This window comes from Mycobacterium persicum (assembly GCF_002086675.1).
Lineage (GTDB): Bacteria > Actinomycetota > Actinomycetes > Mycobacteriales > Mycobacteriaceae > Mycobacterium > Mycobacterium persicum.
In genome coordinates this window covers 1-26,985 of sequence record NZ_MVIF01000002.1, presented here as the reverse complement: position 1 = coordinate 26,985, position 26,985 = coordinate 1, and the positions used below count along the sequence as shown (strand labels likewise).

The window sequence follows — 26,985 nt, the reverse complement described above, 5'->3', positions numbered from 1 at the left end:
ACACGGGGCTTGACGGCACCTTGACGGGGCGGAAAATTAGGCCCACTGCCCGAATTGGGGCTGGAGGATCTCGTTGATATCCACGCCGACTCCGCCTACTTTGCGTTTGTCGATCTCGACCTGGTGCAAATTGGCGGCCGGATGCGTGAACCCCTTCGGCGAACCCCAGTTGTGCTGCCAGAAATACGAGCCCAACCCGTCCTGCACCGCCCAGCCGATCGTCTTGGAGTTGGCATATACCCCGGTGCGCTGATGCCCGATCACCGACTCCCAGGACCGCAGATACGGTGCGACCTGGTCCTTGTACTGCTCGTATGACGGATCGTCGTCGATCGAGGCATAGATGGGAGCGCCCGCCGGACCGCCCGCCGCGGCGTGCAACTCCATGCCGCGCTTGGCATGCTGAACACCGGCTGCGGCACCGCCCAGCCAGTCGGAGGTGCTGCCCTTGCCGAATTGGTAGCACGAAACGATCTTGAGCCCGTTGCTGCTCAGATCGCGGGCCTCGCCGAGTTGGATCGGCTTGCCCAGCATCCAGGCACCCCCAGGTCGCCGATCCGATACGTACCTGATCGCACCCACCGCCCCGGCAGCCCTGATCTGGCTGGCGGGGATGACCCCGGCCGAATAGTCCAACAAGATGCCAAGCGAACCCGCTGATGCCGGCGCGGCACGCAACGACGCGGCCGCGACACCTAGGCCCAGCAGGCCGGGCGTCGCCGCCGCGTACTTGAGCGCATCCCGCCGCGAGACCTCCACAAGCCACAGAGTACGACACCTATATCAATTGACTCATTGAGCTCGCCAGTCACATCTACATCACAATGTCACAACGCACGTTTGGGCGGCGGTCGGGGCCGATTCTTGCTGTCAATGCAAAGTTAGTAAAGTTAGAGGCGAGCAGTCCGCACTCGATCGCAACCGGGGGTCGCGATGGATCACCACCAGCTCATCGACCTCACCCGCCGTGCACTAAAGCTCGCACGCGACCAGACGACCGACCTGGCGCCTTCGCAGCACACGGTCCGCGCGCGGGAGTACACCTCGCCCGAGCGACACGACCGGGAGCGGGCCGTGGTGATGTCCTGCCCGCAACTGGTCGGCTACGTCTCCGAGCTTCCGCGGCCCGGCTCGTATTGCACCAAGACGGTGATGGGGCGATCCGTGCTGCTGACCAGGACGTCGGACGGCTCGGTGCGCGCCTTTGACAATGTCTGCCTGCATCGACAAGCGCAGGTGGCGACCGGGTGTGGCACCGCGAAGCGGTTCAGCTGCCCCTACCACGCCTGGACGTATGACAACGGCGGGCGATTGGTCGGACTCCCGGGCCGGGAAGGGTTTCCCGAGATGACGTTGAAGGACGACGGGTTGACCAGGCTTCCGGCCACTGAGTTCGCTGGTTTTCTGTGGGTTGCCCTGGACCCCGGCGCCACCCTAGACATCGCAAAACACCTGGGACCGCTGGCCGACGAACTCGACTCATGGGGAATCGGGCACTGGTCTCCGCTGGGCGAGAAGGTGCTCGACTCGCGGATCAACTGGAAGCTGGCGATTGACACATTTTCGGAGAACTACCACTTCGCCACGGTGCACAGGCAAACCTTCGCCACCATCGCCCGCAGCAATTGCACGGTCTTCGACTCCTATGGACCACACCATCGATTGATCTTTCCGCTCAACACCATCATGGAGCTGGACACTGCGCCCGAGGACCAGTGGAATCCGTTCCACCACATGGTCGTGATCTACGCGCTGTTTCCCAACATCGTGCTATCGGTGACCATCGCCAACGGCGAGCTGTTCCGCGTTTACCCCGGTGAGCAACCGGGCCGATCCGTCACCGTCCACCAGAACTCCACAGCGCTGGACGTCTCCGATGAATCCGTGGCCGCGGGCGCCCAGGCCGTATTCGAGTACGCACACGCAACGGTCCGCGACGAGGACTATCGACTGGCCGAGTCGTTGCAAGCCAACCTCGAATCGGGCGCACGGGAGCGACTGGTGTTCGGGCGCAACGAGCCGGGGCTACAACACCGTCACCTCGCATGGGAGCGCGCGCTCGACGCGTTGCACCGAGGCTGAAGATTCGCAGCAAAAGGCCGAGAAGACTGCTGCCACATTACAGCTTCACCGAGGGAGTCTGCTGCGTCAGCGAGCCGATCAGCGCCTCGAGAACGTCACGAGAATCCTGATCACAATCGTCGGGAAGCGCTGCTGATTCCGTCCGCAACATCTCCAGGGCCTCCGTGCGGCGGCCCGAAAGCACCAATGGCGTCACGCGTTCCACCAGGGCAGCCAACTCCGGGGCCGGTGGCCGAGCATTGGCGACGGTAGCGGCCAGCACGTCGATCAGCTCCCAATCGCGATACAACGCCAGTGACCGCTCGTAGAACGCGAAGGCGGTCACCGGCTCACCCTGCAGGGTGCCGCGGTAGCGGTAGGGGCCCTCCATGTATTCGATCGGCAGGCCATGGGCCGGAGCGGCCACCAGCGGCTCTCCGATCAGTTCCAATTGCATTGTGGCGCAGGTGATCCGGTGGCGGTCCGGCAGGTAGCGGACCGGGGTGATCGGCGGCAGCAGCGGCCGCACGGCCTCCGGCCAGCGGACATAGCCGAGGATGGTGACGTCGACGTCCTCGGCGTACTGCGGCGCCCGGTCCGGATCGGGGTAACTTGCCGTCACGCCGGTAAACGGTTGCACCGCATTGCCGTTCGTACGGTCGAACTGTCGCCAGATGCTCATGTCGACACCATTGTCGAAATGGATGGTGCGCCATTCGTGCGACCGTCCCCGCGGGTCTCCCCCGCCGCCGGCGTACCTCGGAAACCACTGCCGGTCGATATGCCCGGCCGCACCTGTGACCAGTTCCTTCGCCTCGCCCCAGCGCAGTGTTCCGGTCATCGCCATGCCGGTCTGAAAATAGGAGTGGGTATCGGGCTGGCCGAAGCAGACGATCTTTCCGTTGTAGGCCGACGCCCCCACCGGGGTGGGCGCGCGCGTGGGCGTCACGACCAGATCCAGCCGCATCAACCGACCGGCCTGATCGGTTCCCACCAGACTGACCCGGTAGGTGTAGGGCAACAGGTCCCCGTCGGCGTCACGGCAGGTGATCCATGACGCGATGCCGGCGCCGCTGCGGTATTCGAGGTCCAGATGCCCCGTTGCGGCCGACAGCTTGGGGTGGGCGCCGGGCGCCATGCTGGCCGGCGGCATGTCGTAATCGGTATAGGTGCCGTACTCGCCGGTGTCGAGGTCGAACAATGCCAGCGTGTAGAAGTCGGCGACCACCGAGCCGCCGGGCCGGTTCTTGTTGAGGATGGCCAGAAACGCAAACGAGCGGCCGGAGCCGGTTGCGTCCAGTTGGCCGGCGAGAAACCAGGTATCGGACTCCTGGTCGGCGTGGGCGCCTTCGGCGGCGGGAAAATCCAGCGCACTGTCGCGCGCCACCAGCTGGAACGGGTAACTGCGCCAGTCGCTGCTCATGTCAGGCCTTCCCGGGCGCCGGACCACGCTTTTTTGCTATGTTAGCATCAATAGCGAAGTTACCGTCGCCTGCCCCGAGGTGGTGCCCCGATGACGGCAGAATCCCCGCGTCACAGGTATGACGAACTGTTCATCGGCGGGCGCTGGCGCAAACCCACTACGCCGGAACGGCTCTGCGTCATTTCCCCGCACTCGGAGCAGCCGCTGGGCGAAGCACCGGCGGCGGGCCCCGGCGACGTCGAGGCGGCGGTGGCCGCCGCCCGGCAGGCGTTCGACCACGGTCCGTGGCCGCTGTGGAATCCGCACCAGCGAATGAGCAAAATCGAGCAACTGGCCGCGATTTACGCACACCATCTCGACGACATGGCCGACCTGATCACCGCGGAGATGGGTTCGCCGCGCAGTTTCAGCAGGCTGGGCCAGGCGGCTGGTGCGGCGTCGATGATCCATCTGGCGCTGGCGACCGCCCGGGACTTCCCGTGGACGGAACGGCGGCAGGGTGTGCTCGGCGAGGCGCACCTGCGTCGTGCGCCCGTCGGCGTGGTCGGCGCCATTGTGCCGTGGAACGTGCCGCAATGCCTGATCATGCCGAAGCTGATCCCGGCGTTGATCGCCGGCTGCACCGTCATCGTCAAACCCGCTCCCGAAACTCCTTTGGACGCTTTGTGGTTGGCCGAGATGATCGAGCAGATCGAGCTGCCCGAGGGAGTCGTCTCGGTGCTCACCGGCGGACCGTCTGTCGGCCAGGCGCTGGTGAGCCATCCCGGGGTGGACAAGATCGCGTTCACCGGCTCCAGCGCCACCGGACGCCGCATCGCCGCGGAGTGCGGAGCGCAACTGAAACGGGTCAGCCTGGAACTGGGCGGCAAATCGGCGGCGATCATCCTCGACGACGCCGACCTCGATAAGACCGTCGCCGGGTTGAAGACGGCCGGGTTGATGAATAACGGCCAGGCCTGTGTTGCCCAGACCCGCATCCTGGTCAGCGAACGCCGTCACGACGAAGTCGTCGATGCCCTGGCCGACATGATGGCGGCGCTGCGGGTCGGCGACCCCGGTGACGACACGACCGATATCGGACCACTTGTCGCCCGGCGCCAACAGCTTCGGGTTCAGGACTACATCAGATCCGGGCGGCAGCAGGGCGCGCGCGTTGTGGTCGGCGGCGAGGACAGCCCGGCCGATCGTGGTTGGTACGTGCGGCCGACGCTGTTCACCGGCGCGACCAATGACATGCGCATCGCACGGGAGGAGATATTCGGACCGGTGTTGACCGTTCTCACCTACCGTGACGAGCAGGACGCGATCCGGATCGCCAATGACAGCGATTACGGCTTGGCCGGTTCGGTGTGGACCGCCGACACCGCCCACGGCCTCGAAATCACCGCCCGGATCCGGACCGGCACCTACGGCATCAACATGTACATGCTCGACATCAGCACACCGTTCGGCGGCTTCAAGAAGTCGGGTATCGGCCGCGAATTCGGGCCCGAGGGCCTGGCCGAATATGTCGAGCTGCAATCGGTGCTGTGCAACGGGAAAATGCCGCCGCCCAATGTCCTCAATGTCATTGCGGCAACTGCAGGGTGATCTCGACCGGACAGCACACCGCGCCGTGCTGATTGGTCACCTCGATCCGCAGATCGACGAGATAACGTGGCGGCTGGACGCTCTCGTCACACCGTTTGGCCACCACCCGGCCCCGGCCCACCATGGTGTCGCCGGCATAGATCGAGCCGGTCAGCCGCATGGAACGGCGTACCACCCGGCTGCCCGGACCGGCCCAGTCGGTCGCGATCCGGTCGGCGAATCCCGCCAGATGCATGGTGTTGACGAAAATGGTTGGGTTTCCCTGGCTTTGGGCATATGTCGGATCGAAATGCCCCGGAAAGTAGTCCCACGTCGCCCCGGCGTTCTCCACCACCCGCTGATAGCTGATCTGGTCGACGACCTCGGGCAGCTCGAGCGCAACGGTGATGTCGTTCCACGTCCGATCGGTCACGGTCGTGGCCCAGGCGTGAAGCGGAACAACGTATTTCGCGATGTGGCCACCACCGCGCCATCCTGGCGGCGGTAGGTCTCCAGCGTTTCGACGAAATGCCCGACCCCGAGCCGGGTTTGCTTTTCCGGGGACACCGACACCAGTTCCTCGACGACGGTGAGCCGATCGCCCTCGACGATGGGCCGCACAAACTCGGCGTCGTTGGCCGCGTTGATGAACGTGGTGCCCGGCAACGGCACCCGCAGCGCCAACGACGCGGCGGGCACCCGGCCTCCCGGCTGCCACGGCGGCGGAATCAGCCAGCCCATCAAAAGGGCCGGCGGCGCCAGTAAGCCGCCCCAACGCCTCTGGGCGTATTCGGCGTCCCAATATGAGGGGTTTCCGTCGCGAACCATGGCAGCGAACAGCTGAATGCGCGCGCCGCTCACCACAGTCGCGGCGGTTCTCGGTTCCGTTGTCGCACCGACCATCCGCAGCGCATCCTGGTAGCTGCCGAAGGCCAGTTGGTAGTTCACGTGGGCAACCGGCTACATGACGAGCGGATGCCGGCTCGGTACCGAATCCCATTGCAGCGCGCGGGAAGCGAAATACCAACCGCCCCGCTCGTAGATCAGCTGATCGCGGAATGTCCCGGTGGCCCGCAGCGTGGTGTCGCCGTGCACGCGGGCAAAGAGCAGCGCGACACAACGCTGCGTGGCGTTGACCCCGTCGATGCGGACCTCGTGGTCGACGGTGACCAGGCGTTGCCCGTCGCCGCCGTCGAAGGCCGCCCGCGGATCACCGAATGATTCGCCGTCACGGCTATAACTTGCGCCGGAGTGACGGAAGGTGGCGATCCATGCGTCGCGGTCACCCTCGGAATACGCGCGATTGTGTCGCGCGGTCAAATCCAGAATGGCGGCGCGGCCCGTCGCAGCGTGCAGCATCTGCTGTTCTTGATAGGACAACGTCATTGTGCTCTCCAGCCACACTCGCGGGGATAACCGAACCGACGGACGTGACACTACGCTAGCTCATCGGCTGACCCGGTAGCCATGTCTTTCGCGATCCCAGGCAGCCGGCGTTAAACCCCTGGTACGCAACAGATCTTTACGTATTCGCCCGATTCCGTTCTTCGGAAGTTCATCGACCGACTCCACATATCGGGGAACGCAGAAGTAGGGCATGCGGGCAGCGCAGAAGTCGAGCAACTCGGTGTAGTCGACGGCAGCGCCGGGGCGCGTGGTCACGATCATCAGGATGTCGTCCTCGCCTACCCCGCTGGGGACGCCGATTGCCGCCGCCTCCAGCACCGCCGGATGGCTTGCCACGACGGTTTCCACTTCCACCGAAGAGATGTTCTCGCCGCGTCTGCGTAACGAATCCTTGCTGCGATCCAGGTAGGTCAGGTTCTGGGCGCTGTCGAATCTCCCGAGGTCGCCGGTGTGGAACCAGTCGGGATGGCGATCGACGTGCAGTCCCGATCCGGCGTAATCACTGACGTACCCTTCGCTCATCACGTGTGGGAATCTGGGCCGGCAGGCGATCTCTCCGGCCAGTCCGGTCGGTAGCGGGTTGCCGGCGTCGTCGACAACGCGCACATCGAAATTAGGATTCGGCTTCCCCGATGTTCCCGGAACCCCGTCGTCGGCAACGCCCTTGACGGTAAGGGGAAATGCCTCGGTGAGCCCGTACATCGTGACGATACGGCAGCCGTAGCGCTTTTCGATCGCATGGTAGGAGTCCGCGGCAATGGGCGCCGCGGAGATGAACCGCAACGGCAGCGCCGCATCACGGGAATCCGGGGGAAGGTTCTGCAGCATCGACACCATCGCGCCGGCGCCGACGAAGCCGACGGCACCATGCGCGCGCACCTCGTCCCAGACTTCGCCGGGATGAAACTCGCGGGCGAGCACGGTTGTTCCGCCGACCAGCATCGGTGCCAGTACGGTGGGCGCCGCACTCAGGTGAAACAGCGGCATCGCCGTCCACAGCACCTCTCCGGGGGCGAATCGCCAGGCCGATGCCACGGTGGCGGCCACCGTGAACAGGTAATGCCAGCTCGTGGCAACGGCTTTCGACGGCCCGGTGGTGCCGGAGGTGAAGAACAGCGATCCAATCTCCGTCTCGCCGAGCCCATCCGGCAATGGGCCGGCATCGCGGCTCAGCTCCGTGCTCAGCGAATCACCTAACACCACAGTCTCATTCAGTGTGTCCACGCGGTCGGCGATATCCTCGAGGCGGTTTTGCCGCTCCGGGTCGGTGAGTATCACCTTGGCCTGCGACAGCCGCAAGGTATGCAGCAAGAAGTCGCCCTTATTGGCGGCGTTCACCGCCGCGCTGACGGCGCCGATTCGTGCTGCGCCCAGCCAGAAGTAGATCCATTCCGGGCACGTTGGGGTGAAGAGCGCCACGGTGTCGCCGCGGTCGACGCCGAGGTCGCTCAGCATGCTCGCCGCAGCGCACGACCGCCGTCGCAGGTCCTCAAAGGTGGTGTCGACGCCGGCTACCCTCAGCATCACCCGGTCCGGATGCTGTGCTGCGCGCCGGTCGAGCACATCGGCAACGGTGAAGCGATCGACTCCGAAATCGGAGGGCCCCGGAGGGCTGCTCACATCACGCCTTCGCAGCCGCGGGGTCGGGCTCACCATCTGCGGTGTATCCGAAGTCGTCGGCGCAGGGCTGCGCGCCGGGGTAGAACCGGTGCGCCCAGCGACGAAGGGCGGCGTAGTCGTGCGCTTCTTCGGGCGCCAGGTTCGGCTTCTCCAGGTACTTCATGTTCTCCCAGGTGAAGAAGTCCTGTTTGATCACTTCCTGTTGCAAAGCCAGGAATTTGGCGGCGCGCCCGGTCGGCACGTCGCCGGTGTCGCCTGGCTCCCGGAGGGACGCCTGGGTGTAGAAGTAGTCGGTGTAATCCTCGTCGACGGGCGTCTGCCCGGTGACCTGAACGGTGCCCACCAACTCGCTGGGGAAGCGCACGAAGCCCAACCCCAGCGAGTAGTTGTCGTAGACAATCTTGGCGTCGACCGGGCCGTTCGGGGTCAGCCAGGTCGCGGGTCTGCCGCCACCGAAGTGGGCATTGACGGTGGCGTGTAGGTGGTACCCGGAGACCTCAAACGACGCGGTGGTGGCCGGGTTAGCGGCCTTGTGCACGTATTGAACGTGATAGGGGTCGGCGGCGTTCTCGATGATCATCTGCGGGTGCACCTTGACCCGGTTGAGCATCCGGCTATGTGGGTGCAGCGGGTAGTACTCGTTGGTCTCCAGCTCCGGCAGCACTGGCGGCTGCCAGTACGGCGCCCGCCCGTGGCGCTCATGCCAGACCAGGATGAAGCCGTACCACTCCGTACTGGGGTAGCTGCGAATTCGGACGTTGTTCTTGCAGCCGATCTTGCTGTAGGGAATCAGCGCGTTGGTGCCGTCCCCGCGCCATTGCCAGCCATGCCAGGGGCACACGATGTGTTCGCCCTCAACCGTGCCCCCGACAGCCAGGTTGGCGCCGAGGTGCTGACAGTAGGCGTCCAGCACGTGCACCTGCCCCGAAGCGGTGCGGAACAGCACCAGCTCCTCGCCGAAATAATGCGCACGCTTGACATCGCCGGGAGCCAGGTCAGAGGCGAACGCGACGATGAACCATCCCGTCGGGAACCGGTACGACGACAGCGCAATCCCGCTCGCACCGAACTCTCGTTCCGACGGATCCTGGGCCGATTCGGAAGCCGAGCCTGAAATGGTCTGCGTCACGAGATCTCCGTTTCCCACGCGGCCGAGCGGCAACCAGGCCGCGTTTGACTCACCGTGGTTCGACGACTAGATCTATTTTTACTATCTTAGGGATTGAACGTCAACGTGGACATAGCGGGTAGCCGGTGGTGCCCGGGATCGCTGCGACGGCCGGCTTCCGTCGAGGCTCCGGCGGGACCCCTGTCGCACAACGGTTTAGCCGTAAGTTGCACTTCCCGATGGCAGAGCTTCGCCAGTTGCACGATTACGGGGATTCCGCAGCATCCTCGACGTCTTCGTCTGCGCGGAGGAGTTTTCTGGGGTGATGCATGGTGTTGGTGCGGGGCTGGCCGCGATCGAGGTGGGGTGGGGGTGTCCATTCGGTGTCGCCGTGGGTGTTTTTGCGGGTCGTCCAGCCTTTGTCGGCTAGTGGGTGGTGGCCGCCGCAGGCGAAGGTGAGTTGGTTGACGTCGGTGGTGGGTGATTGGGCGTAGGGAATGACGTGGTGGACCTCGCAGAAATAGCCCGTGACATCACAACCCGGCGCACTGCAGCCACGATCTCTGGCGTACAAGACGATTCGCTGCCCCGGTGCGGCCAGCCTTTTGCTGTGATACAGCGCCAACGCCTTACCCTTGTCGAACACCGCCAGATAATGGCGGGCGTGGCGGGCCAGCCGGATCACATCGCTCATCGGCAAGATCGTGCCGGCGCCGGTCAGTCCTTGTCCGGCAGCGGCTTCCAGCTCGGCCAGCGTGGTGGTCACGATGATCGAGGCGGGTAAGCCGTTGTGCCGACCCAACTCTCCCGACGCCAGCAGGGCGCGCAGCCCGGCGGTAAGGGCGTCGTGGTTGCGTTGGGGGGCTGAGCGGATGTCGGTGTCGATGGCCTCTTGACTGGGAGTGCCGTCCACACAGGGGGTTTGGGATTCGGGGTTGCCCATGCCCGGGGCGGCCAGCTTGGCCAACACGGCCTCTAACGTGGCGCGCAGTTCGGGGGTGATCAGCCCGCGCAGCTCCGACATGCCATCGCTTTGCTGATTGCCTAACGTCAGGCCGCGTCGGCGGGCGCGGTCCTCATCGCGGTAGGTGCCATCGGGGTTGAGACAATCGGCGATCGTGGCCGCCAACCCGGCTAACTGTTCGGGGCGAAACTGACTACCCTGGCGGGCCAACTGGGCTTCGGCGCGCTCCCGGGTGGCCTGGTCAATCCAGGCGGGCAGCTGATGGTAGAAGCGTCGGATCACCTGGATGCTTTCGCCGCCCAGTTTTCCGTCGCGTTGGGCCGCGGCGGCCCCGGCCAACACCGGGGCGATCGGCTGCCCGGTCAGCCCGCGCCGCGGCCCCAGATCGGCGGCGGCCTTGATGCGCCGGGCAGCCTCGGTGCGGCTGATCAACGCCCAGTCGGCGATCGCATGCGACAGCTTGCCGCCCAGCTCCTCGGCGCTGGCTTGGCGAGCTAGGTTGTTGATCAGCTGATGCTCAGCCACCGGCAGCCGTCGGCGCACCTTTTCACATCGCTTCACCAACGCCAACCACTCCGGAGTGGTCAACGCATCAAAGTTCAACTCCACCAACCTGTCGACCGCGGCGTCGAGTGCATCAAAGGCCGCCGTGACCGTCTCCCGATCCACGACACCGCCCGAGCTCATACCCGCAATCTATCGACTGCCACCGACAAGAACCGGGCAGAAAGTACCTGCCGAGCAACCGATTTCACGTGTTCACCCAGAGTGAACATCAGACTGCTTTCCGTCCCACTAGCACGAGGATCTGGCTAGGCACCCCCGGCGGCGGTCTGGCAGCGCGCCACATGGAGCCGAACACAATCTTCTTCGCGATGCACGAGACAACCGATCGCGGGCGATCAGCAGTGCCCTATACCCCCTTGGGCCGGGTCCCGATGACGCCACTTGCCGCTAGCCGCGCGAGTTCCTCGTCGGTCAGCCCGCACCGCTCACGCAGTATTTCTTCATTGTGCGCGCCAAGGGTTGGCGGCGGGCGGCGCAACCACTCCCGCTGGCCGGCCAACCGCGCGAAAGGTGGTGTGGGATATAGGGCTTGCCCGATACGGCAGTGGATCAGCGACTCGAAGTACCCGCGGTCACACAGTTGCGGGTTTTCGGTGACCAGTGACGGCGAGACAACCGGCGCCGCCGGAATGCCAGCAGCGGCAAGCGATTCCACCGTCGGCATCAGGGATTGCGCGGCAAACCAGTCCCGTAGCCGGCCATCGATCTCGTCGGCCCGCTCGCGGCGCCCGCCCGCAGTCGACAGCGACCCGTCGCACCAAGGCGGTCGGTCCATCACCTCGACCAGCGCATTCCAGTCTTGGTCGTCACGAATGCTGACCGCGATCCAGTCGTCGTCACCGGCGCACCGGTAGATGTTCTGTAACGCCCCGCCGAAACCACGATTACCGCACCGGTTGAGGGTGACTCCGTGGACCTCGTGCTCGATCGGCTGAATTGCGGTGGTATTCAACACCGACTCGACCATCGGCAGCTCGACCTGCTGGCCGACCCCGCTACGTTCGGCAAAGTTCAGTGCGGCCAGCACCGCGAACGCCGCATGCACGCCGGCCAGCGGATCACACGCGCCGCGCGGGGTCACCGGCGGCGTCTCCGGCAATCCGGTCACCCAAGTCAGGCCGCCGATCTGCTCCATGGTGGGGGCAAACCCGACCCGGTCACGCCACGGGCCCGCCAACCCGAAGGCCGGCATCCGGGCGACCACGAGTTTGGGGTTCACCGTCAGCAGTACTTCGGCGGTGAGCCCGAAGTGCTCCATCACCCGCGGCGAGAAATTCTCGATCACCACGTCGGCATCCGCGGCCAGCTCGAGGAACAATCGCCGCCCGTCGTCAGAGCCTAAATCCAATGTGACCGAACGCTTATTGGTGTTCATCGCATGGAACACCCAGCCGTACTCCCACCAGTCGTCCACATCGGTGCGCATGCCCCCCGAGTACCGAATGCCGTCGGGACGCTGGATCGACTCGATCTTCACGACATCGGCACCGAAGGCCGCCAGCAGGTGGGTCGCGGCGGGGCCGGCCCAGAAGGCGGTCAGGTCGATGACCCGAACGCCGTCCAACGGCAGCCCGGTCGGCGCCGGCCCAGATTCGGGTTCGCTTTTGCGCCAGGGTGTTTCGTCGTTGTCCGCACCTAGCCAAGCAGTCGGGCGCACCGGCGCGGGCGTACATCGCGACATCAACCACGGTGGGCGCGGCTGGTGAAAGCCGGCGGGGTTGTCGACGAACACTTCCCGCTCGACCATGTACTCCATGTCGCGGATGGTGGCGCCGTTGCCCAACGCCGCGATCGGCAGCCGGAACAGCTGACCCAGTGCGACGATCTCCTCGACGGTCCGCTCGGCCATCCACGGACGGATCGATTCGCGGATCAGGTCCCGGTATTCCCACCGGCCAATCTGGAATCGCAACTGCGGAATGTCTTCGAGCTGAGGACATTCGACCATCGCGGTGAAGTCGAGCCACTGCTGGCCGGTGACCATGGTGATTCCGACGTAGCCGTCCTTGGCGGGTTCGATCGAGGGCACTTCGAGGGTACGGCGGACCGGCGGTACCCGCAGCAGTTGCGAATGCAGCCATTCGCTGCTTTGCATCAGGGTCATCGCCTCGAGCATGGACAGATCCAGATGCTCACCCGGGCCGCCATGGTCGACGCGGCGGCGCACGGCCAGCGCGCCGAACGCGGCGAACACCCCACCCATGTACTCGCCCACGCCACCGCCGACCGAGATGGGTGGTCCGGCCGGATCGCCCCGGAAGCCGGGCGAGCCCGCCCATGCCTGCAGGGTGAACTCGGTGGCCGCCCGATCGGCGAAGGGACCGGTCCAGCCGAAATCGGAAATCGTGACCACGACCGCCCGCGGGGACTCGGCCAGCAACCGTCGGGGGTCGATGCCCAGGGCGGCCGCCTGGGACCGGCCGCAGGTGACGATCACGACGTCGGCAGCAGCGAGTTCGGCACGGTATCGCTCGGAATCCGGGGCCAGGGTCAGGCTCTGCTTGCCGGCATTGAGGTAGCAGTACAACGGCGAGGCCGGCAACCCGTCAGGCACCGGCGAACAGCTGGGCGAGTACCCGCGCAGCAGATCCCCTTGCGGCGGTTCAATTTTGCGTACCCGCGCACCGGCGTCGACCAGCAATTTGCCACAGTAGCTGCCGGCTATGCGGTCACTGATTTCGACGACGCGCAATTCGTCAAGCGGTGTCGGCCGCCTGCCTAACCCCTGACTCACGCTGCCGAGCATAATTCGGTCCGCCGATGCCTCAGCATGGGCAGGCGGAACCCCCGACGGTACGGTACTGGTCTGTACTACAGTAATGGCTCTATCGTTGGCGCTGTGACCCAGATTGTCGATCACTCTTCGCAGCCTTCATCGTGGTCGCCGCGGGAGGCGGAGTTGCTGGCCGTGACGCTGCAGCTGCTGCAAGAACATGGGTATGACCGGTTGACCGTCGATGCGGTCGCTGCCACCGCCCGCGCCAGCAAAGCCACGGTGTACCGGCGCTGGCCATCGAAAGCCGAATTGGTACTGGCCGCATTCATCGAGGGCATCCGCCAAGTCGCGGTCCCACCGGATACCGGTACGCTGCGCGGCGATTTGCTGCAACTGGGCGAGGTTATCTGCGAGCAGGCCCGTCAGCACACCAGCACCATCCGTGCGGTGCTGGTCGAGGTGGCGCGCAATCCCGCGCTCAGCGATGCCATGCAACACGGGTTCTTCGAACATCGAAAGGCCCTGATGCACCACATCCTGCAGCAGGCCGTCGACCGCGGCGAGATCGACGGCGCCGCCATCGACGAGGAACTCTGGGATTTACTGCCCGGCTACCTCGTCTTCCGGCACATCATCCCGAGCCGGCCGCCCACCGCGGACACCGTGCAAGCACTCGTCGACAACGTCGTCATTCCCAGCCTCACCCGGCCCACGCGGTAAGGCTCCTCGGCCAACCCCTCAGCCACAAACGCACCGATTCGGCTCTTGAAGTGTCCGGTCCGGTACCGTACCGTCAAGGCATGTCGATCCGCGCCCGCAGCGCCGGAAAGATAACCGCGGTTTCACCTGGCCACCTGGTAAGGCGGGGGTGGATGCTGCTTGTCGCCGTGGTGATCATCGCGGTCGCGGGATTCAGCATCCATCGGCTGCACGGCATCTTCGGTTCCCACAGCACCGCTCCGGCCGGCGGTGGCATCTCGAACGAGATCGTCCCGTTCAACCCCAAACAGGTGGTTCTCGAAGTTTTCGGCGCGCCCGGGACCGTGGCGACGATCAACTATCTGGACGTCAATGCTCAACCGCAGCGAGTCGACGACGCGACCCTGCCGTGGTCCTTCACGATCACCACCACGCAGCCCGCCGTGTTCGCCAACGTGGTGGCACAAGGCGACAGTTCCTCGATCGGCTGCCGGATCACCGTCAACGGTGTCGTCAAAGACGAAAGGATCGTCCACGAAGTGAACGCCTACACCTACTGCCTGGACAAGTCGTCATGAGCAACCACCAGAATCCGAGGCCATCCGTGGCGCACACCATTCGCCGGCTCGCGGTTCCGATCCTGCTGTTCTGGGTCGGCCTTGCCGTCCTCACCAACGTGGCCGTACCGAAATTGGAAGACGTCGGCAAGGCCCACAACGTGGCGTTGATCGCCCCCGATGCGCCGTCGATGCAGGCGATGAAGCGGATCGGAAAAGTGTTCCGGGAGTTCGATTCCGACAGCGCAGCCATGATTGTGTTGGAAGGCGACAAACCCCTTGACGCCGCGGCCCACAGCTATTACGACACCCTGATCCAGCGGCTCTCCCAGGACACCAAGCATGTGCAGCACGTTCAGAATTTCTGGGGAGATCCGCTGACGGCGGCGGGTTCGCAGAGTACCGACGGCAGGGCGGCATATGTCCAGGTGTATCTCGCCGGCAATCAAGGCGAGGCGTTGTCAATCGCGTCGGTGGACGCGGTCCGCGACATTGTGGCGCACACACCACCGCCGCCCGGTATCAAGGCCTATGTCACCGGCGCGGCGCCGCTCATCGCGGATCAGTTCCAGGTGGGCAGCAAGGGCACGATGAAAGTCACCGCGATCACGTTCCTGGTGATCGCGGTGATGTTGTTCATCGTCTACCGCTCCGTTGTCACCACGATCCTGGTGTTGCTCACCGTCCTCATCCAGTTGGCCGCGGCCCGCGGCGTCGTCGCCTTTCTGGGAAACAGCGGGATCATCGGACTTTCGACGTATTCGACCAATCTGCTCACACTATTGGCCATCGCCGCCGGCACCGATTACGCAATCTTCGTTCTCGGCCGTTATCACGAAGCACGGCACGGCGGGCAGGACCGAGAAGCGGCTTTCTACACCATGTTTCGCGGGACCGCTCATGTTGTGTTGGGCTCGGGCCTGACCATTGTCGGCGCGGTTTATTGCCTGACCTTTACCCGGCTGCCGTATTTCCAGACCTTGGGTGTTCCGGCCGCAATCGGCATCCTGGTCGCGCTGGCGGCCTCACTGACTCTGGCCCCGGCCGTGCTGACCTTGGGCAGTCATTTCGGTCTCTTCGAACCCAAACGCGCGATGCGGACCCGAGGTTGGCGGCGCATCGGCACGGCCATCGTTCGCTGGCCCGGGCCGATTCTTGCGGTGACGTGTGCGGTGGCCCTGGTCGGCCTGCTCGCCCTGCCGGGATATCAGACGAGCTACGACATCCGTCCCTACATGCCCGCCACCGCTCCGGCCAATGTCGGCTACGCCGCTGCCGAGCGGCATTTTTCGCCCGCCCGGCTGAATCCCGAACTGCTGATGATCGAAACCGATCATGATATGCGCAATCCGGCCGACATGATCGTCTTAGATCGGGTGGCCAGAAGTGTCTTCCATATCCCCGGTATTGCCCAGGTGCAATCCATCACCAGGCCGTTGGGAACTCCCATCGACCACAGCTCGGTACCGTTTCAGGTCAGCATGCAAAGCGTCGGCCAGGTGATGAACCTGTCCTACCAGCAAGACCGCGCGGCCGACCTGCTCAGACAGGCCGACGAGTTGGGGAAGACAATCGCCATTTTGCAGCGCCAGTATGCCCTGCAGCAGGAACTCGCCGCCGCTACCCACGCCGAGACCGAGAGCTTTCACGATACGATCGCCACAATCAATGATCTGCGTGACAAGATCGCGAATTTCGACGATTTCTGGCGGCCATTGCGCAGTTACTTCTATTGGGAGAAGCACTGTTTCGACATTCCGATATGTTGGGCGTTGAGATCGGTGTTCGACGCACTCGACGGGATCGACCAGCTCAGCGCGAGGTTCGAAGACCTCACGGCAACGCTGGACAAACTCGATGCGATCCAGCCGCAGCTCGTCGCGCTCATCCCCGAACAGATCGCCAGCCAGCAGACCAATCGTGAACTGGCACTGTCCAACTACGCGACCATGTCCGGGATTTACAGCCAGACGGCGGCCCTGGTGGAGAACGCGACGGCCATGGGACGAGCGTTCGACGCGGCCAAGAACGACGACTCCTTCTACTTGCCGCCGGAGGCGTTCAACAACCCCGATTTCAAGCGCGGCCTGAAATTGTTCCTCTCGCCCGACGGCAAGGCGGCTCGCATGATCATCTCCCATGAAGGTGATCCCGCGACTCCGGAAGGCATCTCGCATATCGACCCCATCCGGAAGGCAGCCCACGAGGCCGTGAAGGGAACTCCCTTGGCGGACGCCAAGATCTATCTCGCCGGCACCGCGGCCACCTATAAGGACATCCAGGACGGCGCCAAGTACGACCTGATGATCGTCGCAATCGCCGCACTGAGCCTGATCCTGCTCATCATGATGACGCTCACCCGCAGCCTGGTCGCCGCGATCGTCATCGTGGGCACCGTGGCGTTGTCGTTGGGTGCGTCGTTCGGACTGTCGGTGCTTGTTTGGCAGGACATCCTGGGTATCCGACTGTACTGGATCGTGCTCGCGCTGGCCGTCATCCTGCTGCTGGCAGTTGGATCCGACTACAACCTGCTGCTGATCTCCCGCTTCAAGGAGGAGATCGGCGCCGGATTGAAGACCGGCATCATCCGCGCCATGGCCAGCACCGGCGGGGTGGTGACCGCTGCCGGTCTGGTGTTTGCGGCCACCATGTCGTCGTTCGTGTTCGGCGACTTGCGGGTGCTCGGCCAGATAGGGACCACCATCGGCCTGGGCCTGCTGTTCGACACGCTGATCGTGCGGGCATTCATGACGCCGTCGGTCGCGGCGCTCCTGGGACGTTGGTTCTGGTGGCCGCAACACGTGCGCCCCCGCCCCGCCAGCAGGCGGCTCCGGCCGTACGGACCACGTCCACTGGTTCGTCAGCTGCTGCTGCGGCAACCGGAGAAAAGCGACTGAGCGGGGAATTTCGTTGGCGCTGTTGGCAATTCGGCATACGACAGAGCAGCACCAGCGGCTCGCCGCCGATGAGATGCTATTTATGCCATTACTGCTAAGATAGACAACGCAAGTCGAGTTGGCGGGGTCAGCTCCCCTGCTTGTTCTATCGAGGATCGGATGACCACCCTGGGAACTGGCCCTGATGCCCGGCGCAGGCTGTCTGCGCCGAGGATCGCCGAAATAGTAGCCGATGAGTTGCGCCGCCAGATCATCGACGGCGAGCTCGCCGACGGTGATCTGCTACCCCGCCAGGAAGTGCTGGTCGAACAGTTCAACGTCAGCCTGGTGTCGCTGCGGGAGGCGTTGCGAATCTTGGAGACCGAGGGGCTGGTGTCCGTCCGCCGCGGTAACCGAGGCGGAGCCGTCGTGCACGCGCCGGCCAAGACCAGCGCCGCCTACATGCTCGGCCTGCTGTTGCAAAGCGAGTCCGTCGCCGTCAGCGACCTGGGCGCCGCGTTGCAGGAACTCGAGCCTGCCTGCGCCGCGCTGGCGGCCCAACGACCCGACCGCGCAGATACTTTGGTACCCGAGCTCAAGCAGGTCAACGACGCCATGGCAGCGCATCTCGACGACGGGCGGCAGTTCACCGAAATCGGCCGCCGCTTCCACGATCTCATCGTCCGCGGCTGTGGGAACCACACCATCATCGCGGTCGTGGGCAGCCTGGAGACCCTGTGGACCAGCCATGAACAACAATGGGCCGACGAGAGCGCGGCGCGGGGCACCTACCCGTCGTTGGCCAAACGACGCGCGGTCCTCAACACCCACATCAAGCTGGCCGAGACGATTGCCGAGGGAGACGTCGACCGGGCCCGGCGCATCGCGGGCCGACACCTCGCCGATACCCAGACTTACGTCTTGTCCGGTGGTGGTGAACAACGGATCTATGCGCTGTCACCGCAGGCGCTGACACGCCCGCGGGACATCCGTCGCCCCTGATTCCAGTGCGAACCGCGTTGGTCACCGGCGGCAGCGGTGGGATCGGCAAGGGGTGCGCCGGCAAGCTTTGCGAGCTCGACTACGACGTGGTACTGGTGGCGCGACGGGAGGGCCCACTGCGGGCCGCAGCCGAGGATATCGGTGCCCGCTACATTGTCGCCGACGCAACTGACCCAGCCGGATTCGCCACCGCCATAACCGAACTCGACACCATCGACCTGGTCGTGCACGCTGCCGGCGCGCTGGGCGGAACCTACGCGCGCAAGCAGACCTTCGACCAGTGGCGCACGATCATCTCGGCCAACCTGGACTCCTGTTTTGTGGTGACCTCCGCGGTGCTGCCCCGCATGGGGCCAGGTTCACGGCTGGTCTTCATCTCCTCGTCGGCCGCGCACGAGCCGATGCCGGCCCGAACCGCGTACTCGGCATCGAAGGCCGGCATGAACGCGTTTGCCCGCGCGCTGGCGCTCGAGGTCGACCGCGACGGCATCAGCGTCCACCTGGTGACCCCGGGACCCGTGGAAACCGAGATGCTGCAGGATGTTCCGTTCGAGATGTATGCGATCCAGGTGTCCGACATCGCCGAAACGGTGGCCTGGCTCGATACCGTCGACTCGTCTGTCGACCTACCGGAGATCCGACTCAGCGCGGTGCAGCGCGGTCCGTTCGCCCGGCCACCGGTGGTGCCTACCGAGGCCCGTCGGCGCGCGTCGCTGAAGTCTCCCGGATCTCCGGGAAGCCCTTGATCACCGATTCGCCAAACTCGGCCAGCGAATCCGGCGCGGCGAAGTCGGCGAACCACACGTAGAAGCGCTCGACCCGGTGCGCGGCCAGTCCCACGAAGTGCTCGATCAATTCGTCGGCGTTACCGCACACCAGCCCAGGCCCCAGATAACCGAATCGCCGGACGCTCACCTGGCGTACCGCATCCGGATCGGCTCCCGCCCGGGCAAAACCCACCATCTGCTGCACGGAGATACGGGCCGATCCCGCGGCCGGGGCCAGGCGAGGCAACCGGTCGAGGTGGTTGGCCTGCAGATTCCACCAATCCGCGTATTTGCGAACCAGTTCCATCATCCGGCGCCCGCTGCCGCCCAAGATCAGCGGTATCGGACCCACCGGTCTGGGCGATTGAGCTTTGTCCTCGTCCGCCCAGTACTGCGTGATCAGCGCTAGGTGGTGCTGCAGTTGTTCGACCCGGGCAACCGGATCCTGCTGACCGACATCGAATCTGGCGAACTCCGCGGGCCAGGATCCCGAGCCGATCCCGAGCTCGAACCTGCCATCCGACGCCGCTGACAGCGTTACGGCCTGTTTGGCCAGAACGGCTGGATGCCGGAACGCGTCGCAGAGCACCAGGTGGCCGATGCGCAGCCGCTGCGTCTTGGCCGCCACCCAGGTAGCGACGGTCATTGCCTCCCAGATGTTTTCAGCGGGCTGCCCAGGAGCCTCGAGATGATCGATGAACGCCACACCGTCAAACCCACTGCCCTCGGCGACCCGCGCCCGCTCCACAAAATCTGCTACCGGCAACCGCACCTGGGGCAGGAACAGATACCACTCGACCATACGTCCACCCATGCCTGTCCCACAGCGTCCTGCGCGATTGCGCCGGGTCGCCTAGTTTACTATTTTTATTATGTTAGGGGTGTTATGGATGTCGGTCTGACTTCAGAGCAGTTGGCGCTGCGCGACACCGTGCGCGACATCCTGCGCGCCGAGTGCCCACCCGAGGCCGCCCGGCAGGCAATCACCGATCCCGAGCGTTGGCGCACGCTGTGGAAGACCGTCGTCGATCTCGGCTGGACCGAACTCGCCATAGCCGATCCGTCCGGCGATTTCGGCCCCCTCGAGCTGGTACTGGTTCTGCAGGAATGCGGTGCGGCCATCGCCCCGATCCCGCTGCTGAGCAGCGTCGGCCTGGCCGCGGGCGTGTTGCGGGCCTGCCGTCTCGACGATGTGCTGGCCGAGATCGCCGGCGGCGCGGCGGCAACCCTGGCCGTCCACTCCCCCGGACACCGGCTGCCGCGGCCACCCATGACGCTGCAGCACGGACGCCTGCGCGGACATGCCGTCGCGGTGCCCAATCTGGTCCGGGCCGAGTTGATCGTCACGCTGGCGACATCGGACCAGGGCTTGGTGGCCGCGGTCGCGCGCGCCGGCGACGGCGTGGTCATCCGGGCCGGCGAGTCGACCGACCCGGCACAACCCGTCGCCGATGTCGAAATCGACACCGCCGCGATGGCCACCGCGCCGGTCGCCAGCGCCAAATCGGCATTGACCGCACCGCTGATCGCCGCTGCCGCCGACCTGGTCGGAGTGGCGAGCGCGGTCCTGCATCGCGCCGTCGAACACGCCAAGGCCCGCCGTCAGTTCGGCAAGCCGATCGGCGCATTCCAGGCGATCAAGCACGCGCTGGCCGACAACTACGTCAGCGTCGAGCGTGCCCGCAGCCTCACCTACGCGGCGGCGGCCGACCCCGACTGGACCACAGCGGCGCTGGCCAAGGCAGCCGCCGGCGAGGCCGCGACCCGCTGCGCGCGCACCGCCGTCCAGGTGCACGGCGCGCTGGCCCAGACCTGGGAACACGACATCCACCTCTATGTCCGGCACGCCTGGCAGGGCGCGGCGATGCTGGGCGACAGCCGCGCGCTGTACCACGAGGTGGGCCGACGCTTCGCCGGCGGCGCGTCATGACGGCCCCCATGACGGCACACGTCGAAGAGTTCGCCGAGTGGCTGACCGACTTCCTGCCCGGCGACTACTACCAGCGATATCGCCAGTACCGCTGGGACATTGGGTTGCGACGCGAGTATCAGCGGGCCGCCTTCGAGGCGGGGTGGATCCAACCCACCTGGCCCCGCCAGCACGGTGGGCGTTCGCTGAGCCTGCGCGACGCCATGGAAATCCGGATCGAGGCCGCGCTGCGCTCTGCCCCCAAACTGCCCAACATCGCCGGACCCAACGTCGCCGCACCCGGGATCCGCCAATTCGGCACACCCGAGCAGATCGACCGGCTGCTGGTTCCGCTGCTGCGCGGTGACGAGTGGTGGGCGCTGGGCATGTCCGAACCGGAAGCCGGATCCGATTTCGCCGGCCTGCGCACTCGCGCCGAGCGCGACGGAGACCTGTTCCGGGTCAACGGCCACAAGATCTGGACCACGCAGGCCCACGAGTCGCGGTGGTGCACCCTGTATGCCCGCACCGACCCGGATGCGCCGAAACACCGCGGCATCTCCTGCCTCATTCTCGACCTGCACTCCCCCGGCGTGCGGATCGAACCCATCCGGATGGCGTCGGCGTCCGACGAGACGTTCTGTGAGGTCTTCCTCGACGAGGTCGGAGTGCCCGTCGACAACCTGCTGGGTCCGTGCAACGGCGGCTGGAACGTGGCGTTGGCGTCGTTGCATCATGAGCGCCAGATGATCTGGATCATGAACTGGGTCGAGGTCAAGCGCGGCCTCGACTCGGTACGGGGCACCCGCGACCCCGACGTCTACGCCGAGCTGGGCTCGCTACTGGCCGACGCCGCGGCGCTGCGGGCCACCGGCTACCGTGCCCTGAGCAACGAACTCGCCGGCCGGCCCAGCCCGGAGGCCGATATCCTCAAGTTGCTTGGATCGGTTACCTTACAACGGGTTTGGGAACTGAGCGCGGTGGCCGCCGGTCCGGCTTCGACCGGTGACGCCGGCCTGCTCTTCGAACGCCAGGACGCCCTTGCCGCGACCATCTACGGCGGAACATCCGAGGTCCAGCGCAACATCATCGCCGAGCGGCTGCTCGGGCTGCCGAAAGGATGACGACGATGGATTACGACCTCGGCGATGACGGCGCTGAACTGCGAACCCGGCTGCGGCAGTTGATCGCCAACCACGTGCCGGCCGGCTTCCTCGGCGCCTGCACCGACGACCCCCAGGACCTGGCCACCACCGAGTCATTCTGCAAACTCCTTGCCGCCGAAGGGCTGCTGGCGCTGGCCTGGCCGAAAGAACATGGTGGCGGCGGAGGTTCGATCTGGCAACAGACCGTGCTACGCGAAGAGATGTGGGCCCACCACGAGCCGCGCGGCCCGCAGTACATGGGTATCAATTGGGTCGGCCCGGCCATCATGCGATACGGAACGGCGGAACAGAAGGCCAAGCACCTGTCGGCGATCGCCGCCGGCGAAGTGGTGTGGTGCCAAGGGTTTTCCGAGCCGGAGGCGGGCACCGACCTCGCGTCGCTGCGCACCCGCGCCGTGCCGGACGGCCCGGACGGCCGGACCTGGCGCATCACCGGCCAGAAGGTGTGGACGTCGTATGCCCAGATGGCCTCCTGGTGTGTGCTGGCGGCCTGTACCCACCCGGATGCTGCTAAATCCAAGCGGCTCACCCTGTTTCTGGTCCCGATGGACCGGCCCGGCATCACGGTCCGGCCGATTCCGTCGATGCTGGGCCCGCATCACCTCAACGAGATGTTCCTCGACGGGGTGCCGGCCTTCCAAGGCGATGTGCTGGGCGAGCCCGGCGACGGTTGGCGGGTGATGCGGGAAGCCCTGGCCTTTGAACGCGTCGGCATCGCCCGGTACGCGCGCTGCGAATCGTTGCTGCACCGGCTGCGCACCGAACTCGGCGACGACTGGGACCGGCTTCCGGAATCGATTCGGGTGCGCTGGGTTCGGGCGCTCGTCGACCTGCGGGTGGCCAGATTACTGGCCTATCGGGCGGTGTCGCTGCAGGACGACCCGCAGGCGGGTGCGGCGGCCAGTGCCGCCCGTATCGCGACCACCACCTGCGATCAGCAGGTCGCCGAGCTGCTTTTCGACGTGCTCGGCCCGGCAGCGCTGGACAGCGGCGTCACGGCCCCGCTGCACGGCGCGATCGAAGATCATTGGCGTTACGCGCAGGCGGCCACCGTGGCGTCGGGCACCATCGAAGTACAGCGAATGCTGGTAGCACGTGACGTGTTGGGGGAACACCGGTGAATACCGAACTGCCGCAAGATATTACCGACTTCGCCGTGGTCGCGGTCAAGCGCCTAGCGCGGCTGGGCGGGCCGGCGGCGGCGCTGCGGGCCGAAACCGACGACAGCGTTCGGCACGCGGCACGCGAGGCGCTGGTGCAGCTGGGCGCATTCGAGCTGGATGTGCGATCCGCATCCGATGATCTGCTGGCCGCCGCGGTGCTGTGCCGGGCCGCCGGCGCCGCCGCGCTGCCCTACCCACTCGTCGAAGAATTGCTGGCAATCGACGGCGCTCGCCTGGCTCTGGTGAATCCGCAAGCACCCCGCGTCGATCACGGCGACTTACCCGGCGACTGGATCGCCACCGACCTCGACGGCACTCGTTATCCCGTGCAACCCGCGGTGCGCACCGCGGCCAAACTGGGGCCGTTTCTGGTGCCGGCGGCCTTGGGAGCGCCCGATGGCACCGTTTCGGCCGCCGACATTAACCTTCATCTTGTGCTGGGATCATGGCGGCTGCTGGGAGCGGCGCAGCAGTCGTTGGACATCGCCACCGGCCACGTGCGGAGCCGGGTTCAGTTCGGCAGGCCGCTGGCCGATTTCCAGGCCGTCAGGTTTGCCGTCGCCGACGCGTCCGTCGCGGTCCGCGGGCTTTTCGAACTCGCCAAGTACACCCTGAGCCGATCGCAATCGGCTGCGGTGCAAGTGGGTTCGGCTGACGCATTGGCGCTGCGGCTGAAGGCCGCCGACACCGCGCGGCAGGTGCTGCGCACGTCGCACCAACTGCTCGGCGCGCTGGGCTTCTGCGACGAGTCCGACGTCAGCGTGCTGGACCGGCACACCCAACCGCTGATCCGGCTGCCGTTGGGAACCGAAGCACTGAGCCGCCGCCTGATCTCCGATGTCCGTGATGGCTATCTGGAGACACTCTTCGTCGGGCCGGTACCCGCATGAGCCGTCCCATCGAATCCTCGGTCACCCCCAATCCGCTGGCCGACGGCATCCCGTTCGGGACCAGGTTGCAGGAGCTGGCCGAGCAAAAAAGCGACGAAGCGGCCCTGACCACCGTGGCGCCCGACGGCAGCACCCGCACGCTGACCTTCGCCGAACTCGACGCCCGTGCCAATCAATGGGCGCGGGCGCTGGACGCCAGTGGCGCCCAGATAGGTTCTCTGGTCGCCATCGCGATCCCCAACTCCGTGCACCTCATACTGACCATCTTGGGCTGCTGGAAGATCGGCGCGGTGCCGGTTCCCATGCACTGGGACCTACCCGAGTGGGAGCGGAACCGGGTGCTGGACGTGATCGACGCCGCCGTCGTGGTCGACGAGAAAAGCCGGTGGGAGCTGGACGTGCGCGCCACCGTCGAACCGGAAAGCCCACTGCCCGAAGCTGTTTCACCCACCGCCCACGGGATTTGCAGCAGCGGGTCAACCGGCGTTCCCAAGGTGATCCTCAACCTGGCGCCGTCGCTGTGGACGCCTCAGCACAGCGAGCCGTTCTTGGCAGCCTGGACGCCGGTGGCCCAGCCGCAGACCATCCTGGTGCCCGCGCCGATGTACCACACCAACGGCTTTGCCACCCTGCATTTCCTGTTGGGCGGCGACCAATTGGTGGTATTGGAAAAGTTCGATGCCGCAACGGTTGTCGACACCGTCGAGCAGTACCGGGTCACCAACTTCACCGCCACCCCGACCATGCTCAAGCGCATCGCCGCAGTGCCCGACATCGGTCGGCGCGACTTGTCCAGCATCTCCTTCATCTTGCAGGGCGCCGCCGTGATGCCGCCGACGCTGCTGCACACCTGGTTCGAGCTACTGAGCCCGGAACGGATTGTGATGGCCTACGGCATGACCGAAAATCTCGGGCTCACCGCGTTGCGCGGCGACGAATGGCTGACGCATCCGGGCAGCGTCGGCCGCGGCTTCCGCGACACCGAGATCCGGATCCTGGACGCCGAACAGCAGCCGCTGCCCCCCGGCGAACAAGGCGAGGTCTACCTGCGCGCGCCGATGAGTGCGGGATACCGCTATCTCGGTGGCGCGCCGCCACTTCCGTCGACCGAAGACGGGTTTCGGTCGGCCGGCGACATCGGTCACTTAGACACCGACGGCTACCTCTACATCACCGACCGTCGCGCCGACATGATCATCACCGGCGGCGCCAACGTCTTTCCGGCAGAGGTCGAGTCCGCACTTGCCGGCCACCCCGATGTCGCCGACGTCGTGGTCATCGGCATCTCGGACCCGCACTGGGGACGCCGGGTCCATGCCGTGGTGCAAGCGGCGGCGCCGCTGACCGAACAACAGGTGATCGAGTACGCCAAGAACCGGCTTGCGCCGTACAAAGTGCCCAAGACAGTGGAATTCGTCGATCGGATTCCCCGCACGGCGGCAACCAAGGTCAATCGCTCGGCCATGATCGCCGCGCGGGGCGGCTGAGCTTCGCAAACGGGGACGTGCGGTGCGGAAATGCGGAAGCGTAAACGCCGGACACGCCGGTGAGACCGCTCTACGCTCACTGGTAGCTCCCTCCCGGCCCTCACCGTAGAGGAGGACGGTCCGATGACCTCCATGCTCACGCAGCCCGACATCGTGGCGACTGCTGCGGCCGAAGTGGCGCAGATCCGCTCGGCGATCGGCGCGGCCAACGCCGCCACGGCGGCCTCGACGACCGGGGTGATAGCCGCGGCGCGCGACGAGGTATCGGAGCTGATCGCAAGCCTGTTCCGCGCATATGGCCAGGAATGCCAAGCCGTCATGACGCAAGCTGGCGCGTTTCACGATGCGTTCGCCCAGGCGTTGGCCACCGCGGCGAGCTCCTACGCACAGGCCGAGGCCGCCAACGCCGCCGCGGTGTCGGAGGCGCTGGCCACCATCAGCGCACCCGTGCGCGTGCTGCTGGGCGGCATCGCGCCCGGCGCTCCTGGCGCCCTGACGTCCGCGGTTCCAGCGGCGGCAGCGGTGAACACCCTGGTCATGGGTGGCAGCGGGAACCCGATTCCTTCGATTGACTATGTCAACAACATTGTCTCGAAATACATCGCGCCCATTTTCCCGGTCGATCCGGCCCTCGTGCAGAGCCTTTTCACACCGGAGGGATTCTATATCGACACCGGTGTCAAGACCTTGCCCCTCAACGTGTCGGTGGCCCAGGGCGTCACCATCCTGACCAATACCCTCGTCGGCACTAATCCTCCCTATGCAGGGCTGCTGACGAGCGGAAACACTGTCAACGTGTCGGGCGAATCGCAGAGCGCCATGATCTCTTCACTGGTAATGCGGGCGCTCAATCCCACCAACTCGGGGGCCGCCGGGAGCCCGTACTTCAACAATTTGACCTTCACGTTGGTCGGTAATCCGATGAACCCCAACGGAGGACTGTTCGAGCGTTTCGTCGGGCTCAGCCTCCCAAGTCTGGGGATAGAGATGTACGGCGCAACCCCAGACAATTCCTTCCCGACCACGATCTACAC

At 65.5% G+C, this 26,985-nt stretch carries 23 protein-coding genes; 13 read left to right on the top strand and 10 right to left on the bottom strand.

Going from position 1 to position 26,985, the window contains the following annotated elements:
• Positions 1-36: 36 nt before the first annotated feature.
• Positions 37-759 (bottom strand): DUF1906 domain-containing protein, encoded by a 723-nt coding sequence (locus BST40_RS01320; protein WP_075548416.1) that lies wholly within the window; start codon positions 757-759, stop codon positions 37-39.
• 174 nt (positions 760-933) lie between these two features.
• On the opposite strand from BST40_RS01320, the gene BST40_RS01315 reads away from it, so the two are divergent.
• The gene (locus tag BST40_RS01315; RefSeq protein ID WP_075548417.1) at positions 934-2,082 is read left to right on the top strand and encodes an aromatic ring-hydroxylating oxygenase subunit alpha; all 1,149 of its coding nucleotides are present in this window, start codon (positions 934-936) and stop codon (positions 2,080-2,082) included.
• A 37-nt stretch (positions 2,083-2,119) separates the two neighbouring features.
• Here BST40_RS01315 and BST40_RS01310 read toward each other — a convergent pair whose 3' ends face one another.
• The gene (locus BST40_RS01310) at positions 2,120-3,484 is read right to left on the bottom strand and encodes a secreted hydrolase (RefSeq protein WP_075548418.1); all 1,365 of its coding nucleotides are present in this window, start codon (positions 3,482-3,484) and stop codon (positions 2,120-2,122) included.
• Between the two features lie 90 nt (positions 3,485-3,574).
• Here BST40_RS01310 and BST40_RS01305 point away from each other — a divergent pair, with 90 nt between their 5' ends.
• Positions 3,575-5,074: an aldehyde dehydrogenase gene (locus BST40_RS01305; RefSeq protein WP_075548419.1), complete on the top strand. Its 1,500-nt coding sequence runs from the start codon at positions 3,575-3,577 to the stop codon at positions 5,072-5,074.
• Here BST40_RS01305 and BST40_RS01300 read toward each other — a convergent pair.
• The 7 genes from BST40_RS01300 to BST40_RS01270 all read right to left on the bottom strand — a co-directional run bounded on the left by BST40_RS01300 (position 5,052) and on the right by BST40_RS01270 (position 13,465).
• Positions 5,052-5,486 carry a MaoC family dehydratase gene (locus tag BST40_RS01300; RefSeq protein WP_075512881.1) on the bottom strand — a complete coding sequence of 145 codons (435 nt, stop codon included), beginning with the start codon at positions 5,484-5,486 and terminating at the stop codon, positions 5,052-5,054. The genes BST40_RS01305 and BST40_RS01300 overlap by 23 nt on opposite strands.
• Positions 5,483-5,956, bottom strand: coding sequence for an FAS1-like dehydratase domain-containing protein (locus tag BST40_RS01295; RefSeq protein ID WP_075548478.1), 474 nt, complete (start codon positions 5,954-5,956; stop codon positions 5,483-5,485). Before BST40_RS01295 ends, BST40_RS01300 begins: the two co-directional genes overlap by 4 nt.
• 57 nt (positions 5,957-6,013) lie before the next feature.
• Entirely contained in the window at positions 6,014-6,439 is a 426-nt protein-coding gene (locus BST40_RS01290; protein WP_075548420.1) for a nuclear transport factor 2 family protein, read from the bottom strand.
• A 60-nt stretch (positions 6,440-6,499) separates the two neighbouring features.
• Complete coding sequence (locus BST40_RS01285) at positions 6,500-8,116, bottom strand: AMP-binding protein (RefSeq protein ID WP_075548421.1); 1,617 nt, start codon at positions 8,114-8,116, stop codon at positions 6,500-6,502.
• Positions 8,082-9,209, bottom strand: coding sequence for an aromatic ring-hydroxylating oxygenase subunit alpha (locus BST40_RS01280; protein WP_075512878.1), 1,128 nt, complete (start codon positions 9,207-9,209; stop codon positions 8,082-8,084). Before BST40_RS01280 ends, BST40_RS01285 begins: the two co-directional genes overlap by 35 nt.
• A gap of 244 nt (positions 9,210-9,453) precedes the next feature.
• Positions 9,454-10,839: an HNH endonuclease signature motif containing protein gene (locus BST40_RS01275; protein WP_075548422.1), complete on the bottom strand. Its 1,386-nt coding sequence runs from the start codon at positions 10,837-10,839 to the stop codon at positions 9,454-9,456.
• A 226-nt stretch (positions 10,840-11,065) separates the two neighbouring features.
• Positions 11,066-13,465 carry a CaiB/BaiF CoA-transferase family protein gene (locus tag BST40_RS01270; protein ID WP_083153185.1) on the bottom strand — a complete coding sequence of 800 codons (2,400 nt, stop codon included), beginning with the start codon at positions 13,463-13,465 and terminating at the stop codon, positions 11,066-11,068.
• 81 nt (positions 13,466-13,546) lie between these two features.
• Here BST40_RS01270 and BST40_RS01265 point away from each other — a divergent pair, with 81 nt between their 5' ends.
• The 5 genes from BST40_RS01265 (at position 13,547) to BST40_RS01245 (ending at position 19,315) form a co-directional block, all read left to right on the top strand.
• Entirely contained in the window at positions 13,547-14,155 is a 609-nt protein-coding gene (locus tag BST40_RS01265; RefSeq protein WP_075548479.1) for a TetR/AcrR family transcriptional regulator, read from the top strand.
• 80 nt (positions 14,156-14,235) lie between these two features.
• Positions 14,236-14,712: an MmpS family transport accessory protein gene (locus tag BST40_RS01260; protein WP_183155035.1), complete on the top strand. Its 477-nt coding sequence runs from the start codon at positions 14,236-14,238 to the stop codon at positions 14,710-14,712.
• Positions 14,709-17,588 (top strand): MMPL/RND family transporter, encoded by a 2,880-nt coding sequence (locus BST40_RS01255; protein WP_075548425.1) that lies wholly within the window; start codon positions 14,709-14,711, stop codon positions 17,586-17,588. Before BST40_RS01260 ends, BST40_RS01255 begins: the two co-directional genes overlap by 4 nt.
• 159 nt (positions 17,589-17,747) lie before the next feature.
• Positions 17,748-18,569, top strand: coding sequence for a FadR/GntR family transcriptional regulator (locus BST40_RS01250; RefSeq protein ID WP_075548426.1), 822 nt, complete (start codon positions 17,748-17,750; stop codon positions 18,567-18,569).
• Positions 18,570-18,574: 5 nt separating this feature from the next.
• A complete protein-coding gene (locus tag BST40_RS01245) occupies positions 18,575-19,315 on the top strand; it encodes an SDR family oxidoreductase (RefSeq protein WP_075548427.1) in 741 nt (246 codons plus the stop codon).
• Here BST40_RS01245 and BST40_RS01240 read toward each other — a convergent pair.
• The gene (locus BST40_RS01240) at positions 19,257-20,138 is read right to left on the bottom strand and encodes an LLM class flavin-dependent oxidoreductase (protein ID WP_075548428.1); all 882 of its coding nucleotides are present in this window, start codon (positions 20,136-20,138) and stop codon (positions 19,257-19,259) included. The two genes, BST40_RS01245 and BST40_RS01240, sit on opposite strands and share 59 nt — an antisense overlap.
• Positions 20,139-20,222: 84 nt before the next feature.
• On the opposite strand from BST40_RS01240, the gene BST40_RS01235 reads away from it, so the two are divergent.
• The 6 genes from BST40_RS01235 to BST40_RS01210 all read left to right on the top strand — a co-directional run.
• On the top strand, positions 20,223-21,266 hold the full coding sequence (locus BST40_RS01235; protein ID WP_083153183.1) for an acyl-CoA dehydrogenase family protein: 1,044 nt from the start codon (positions 20,223-20,225) through the stop codon (positions 21,264-21,266).
• An 8-nt stretch (positions 21,267-21,274) separates the two neighbouring features.
• The gene (locus BST40_RS01230; RefSeq protein WP_075548430.1) at positions 21,275-22,369 is read left to right on the top strand and encodes an acyl-CoA dehydrogenase family protein; all 1,095 of its coding nucleotides are present in this window, start codon (positions 21,275-21,277) and stop codon (positions 22,367-22,369) included.
• Positions 22,366-23,532 (top strand): acyl-CoA dehydrogenase family protein, encoded by a 1,167-nt coding sequence (locus BST40_RS01225; RefSeq protein ID WP_183155036.1) that lies wholly within the window; start codon positions 22,366-22,368, stop codon positions 23,530-23,532. The genes BST40_RS01230 and BST40_RS01225 overlap by 4 nt, the downstream gene beginning before the upstream one ends.
• On the top strand, positions 23,529-24,464 hold the full coding sequence (locus BST40_RS01220; protein WP_083153181.1) for an acyl-CoA dehydrogenase family protein: 936 nt from the start codon (positions 23,529-23,531) through the stop codon (positions 24,462-24,464). Before BST40_RS01225 ends, BST40_RS01220 begins: the two co-directional genes overlap by 4 nt.
• Positions 24,461-25,951: a class I adenylate-forming enzyme family protein gene (locus BST40_RS01215; protein ID WP_083153180.1), complete on the top strand. Its 1,491-nt coding sequence runs from the start codon at positions 24,461-24,463 to the stop codon at positions 25,949-25,951. Before BST40_RS01220 ends, BST40_RS01215 begins: the two co-directional genes overlap by 4 nt.
• Before the next feature lie 123 nt (positions 25,952-26,074).
• Positions 26,075-26,985: PE domain-containing protein (locus tag BST40_RS01210; RefSeq protein WP_142276695.1), on the top strand; the 911-nt coding region annotated here is incomplete at its 3' end.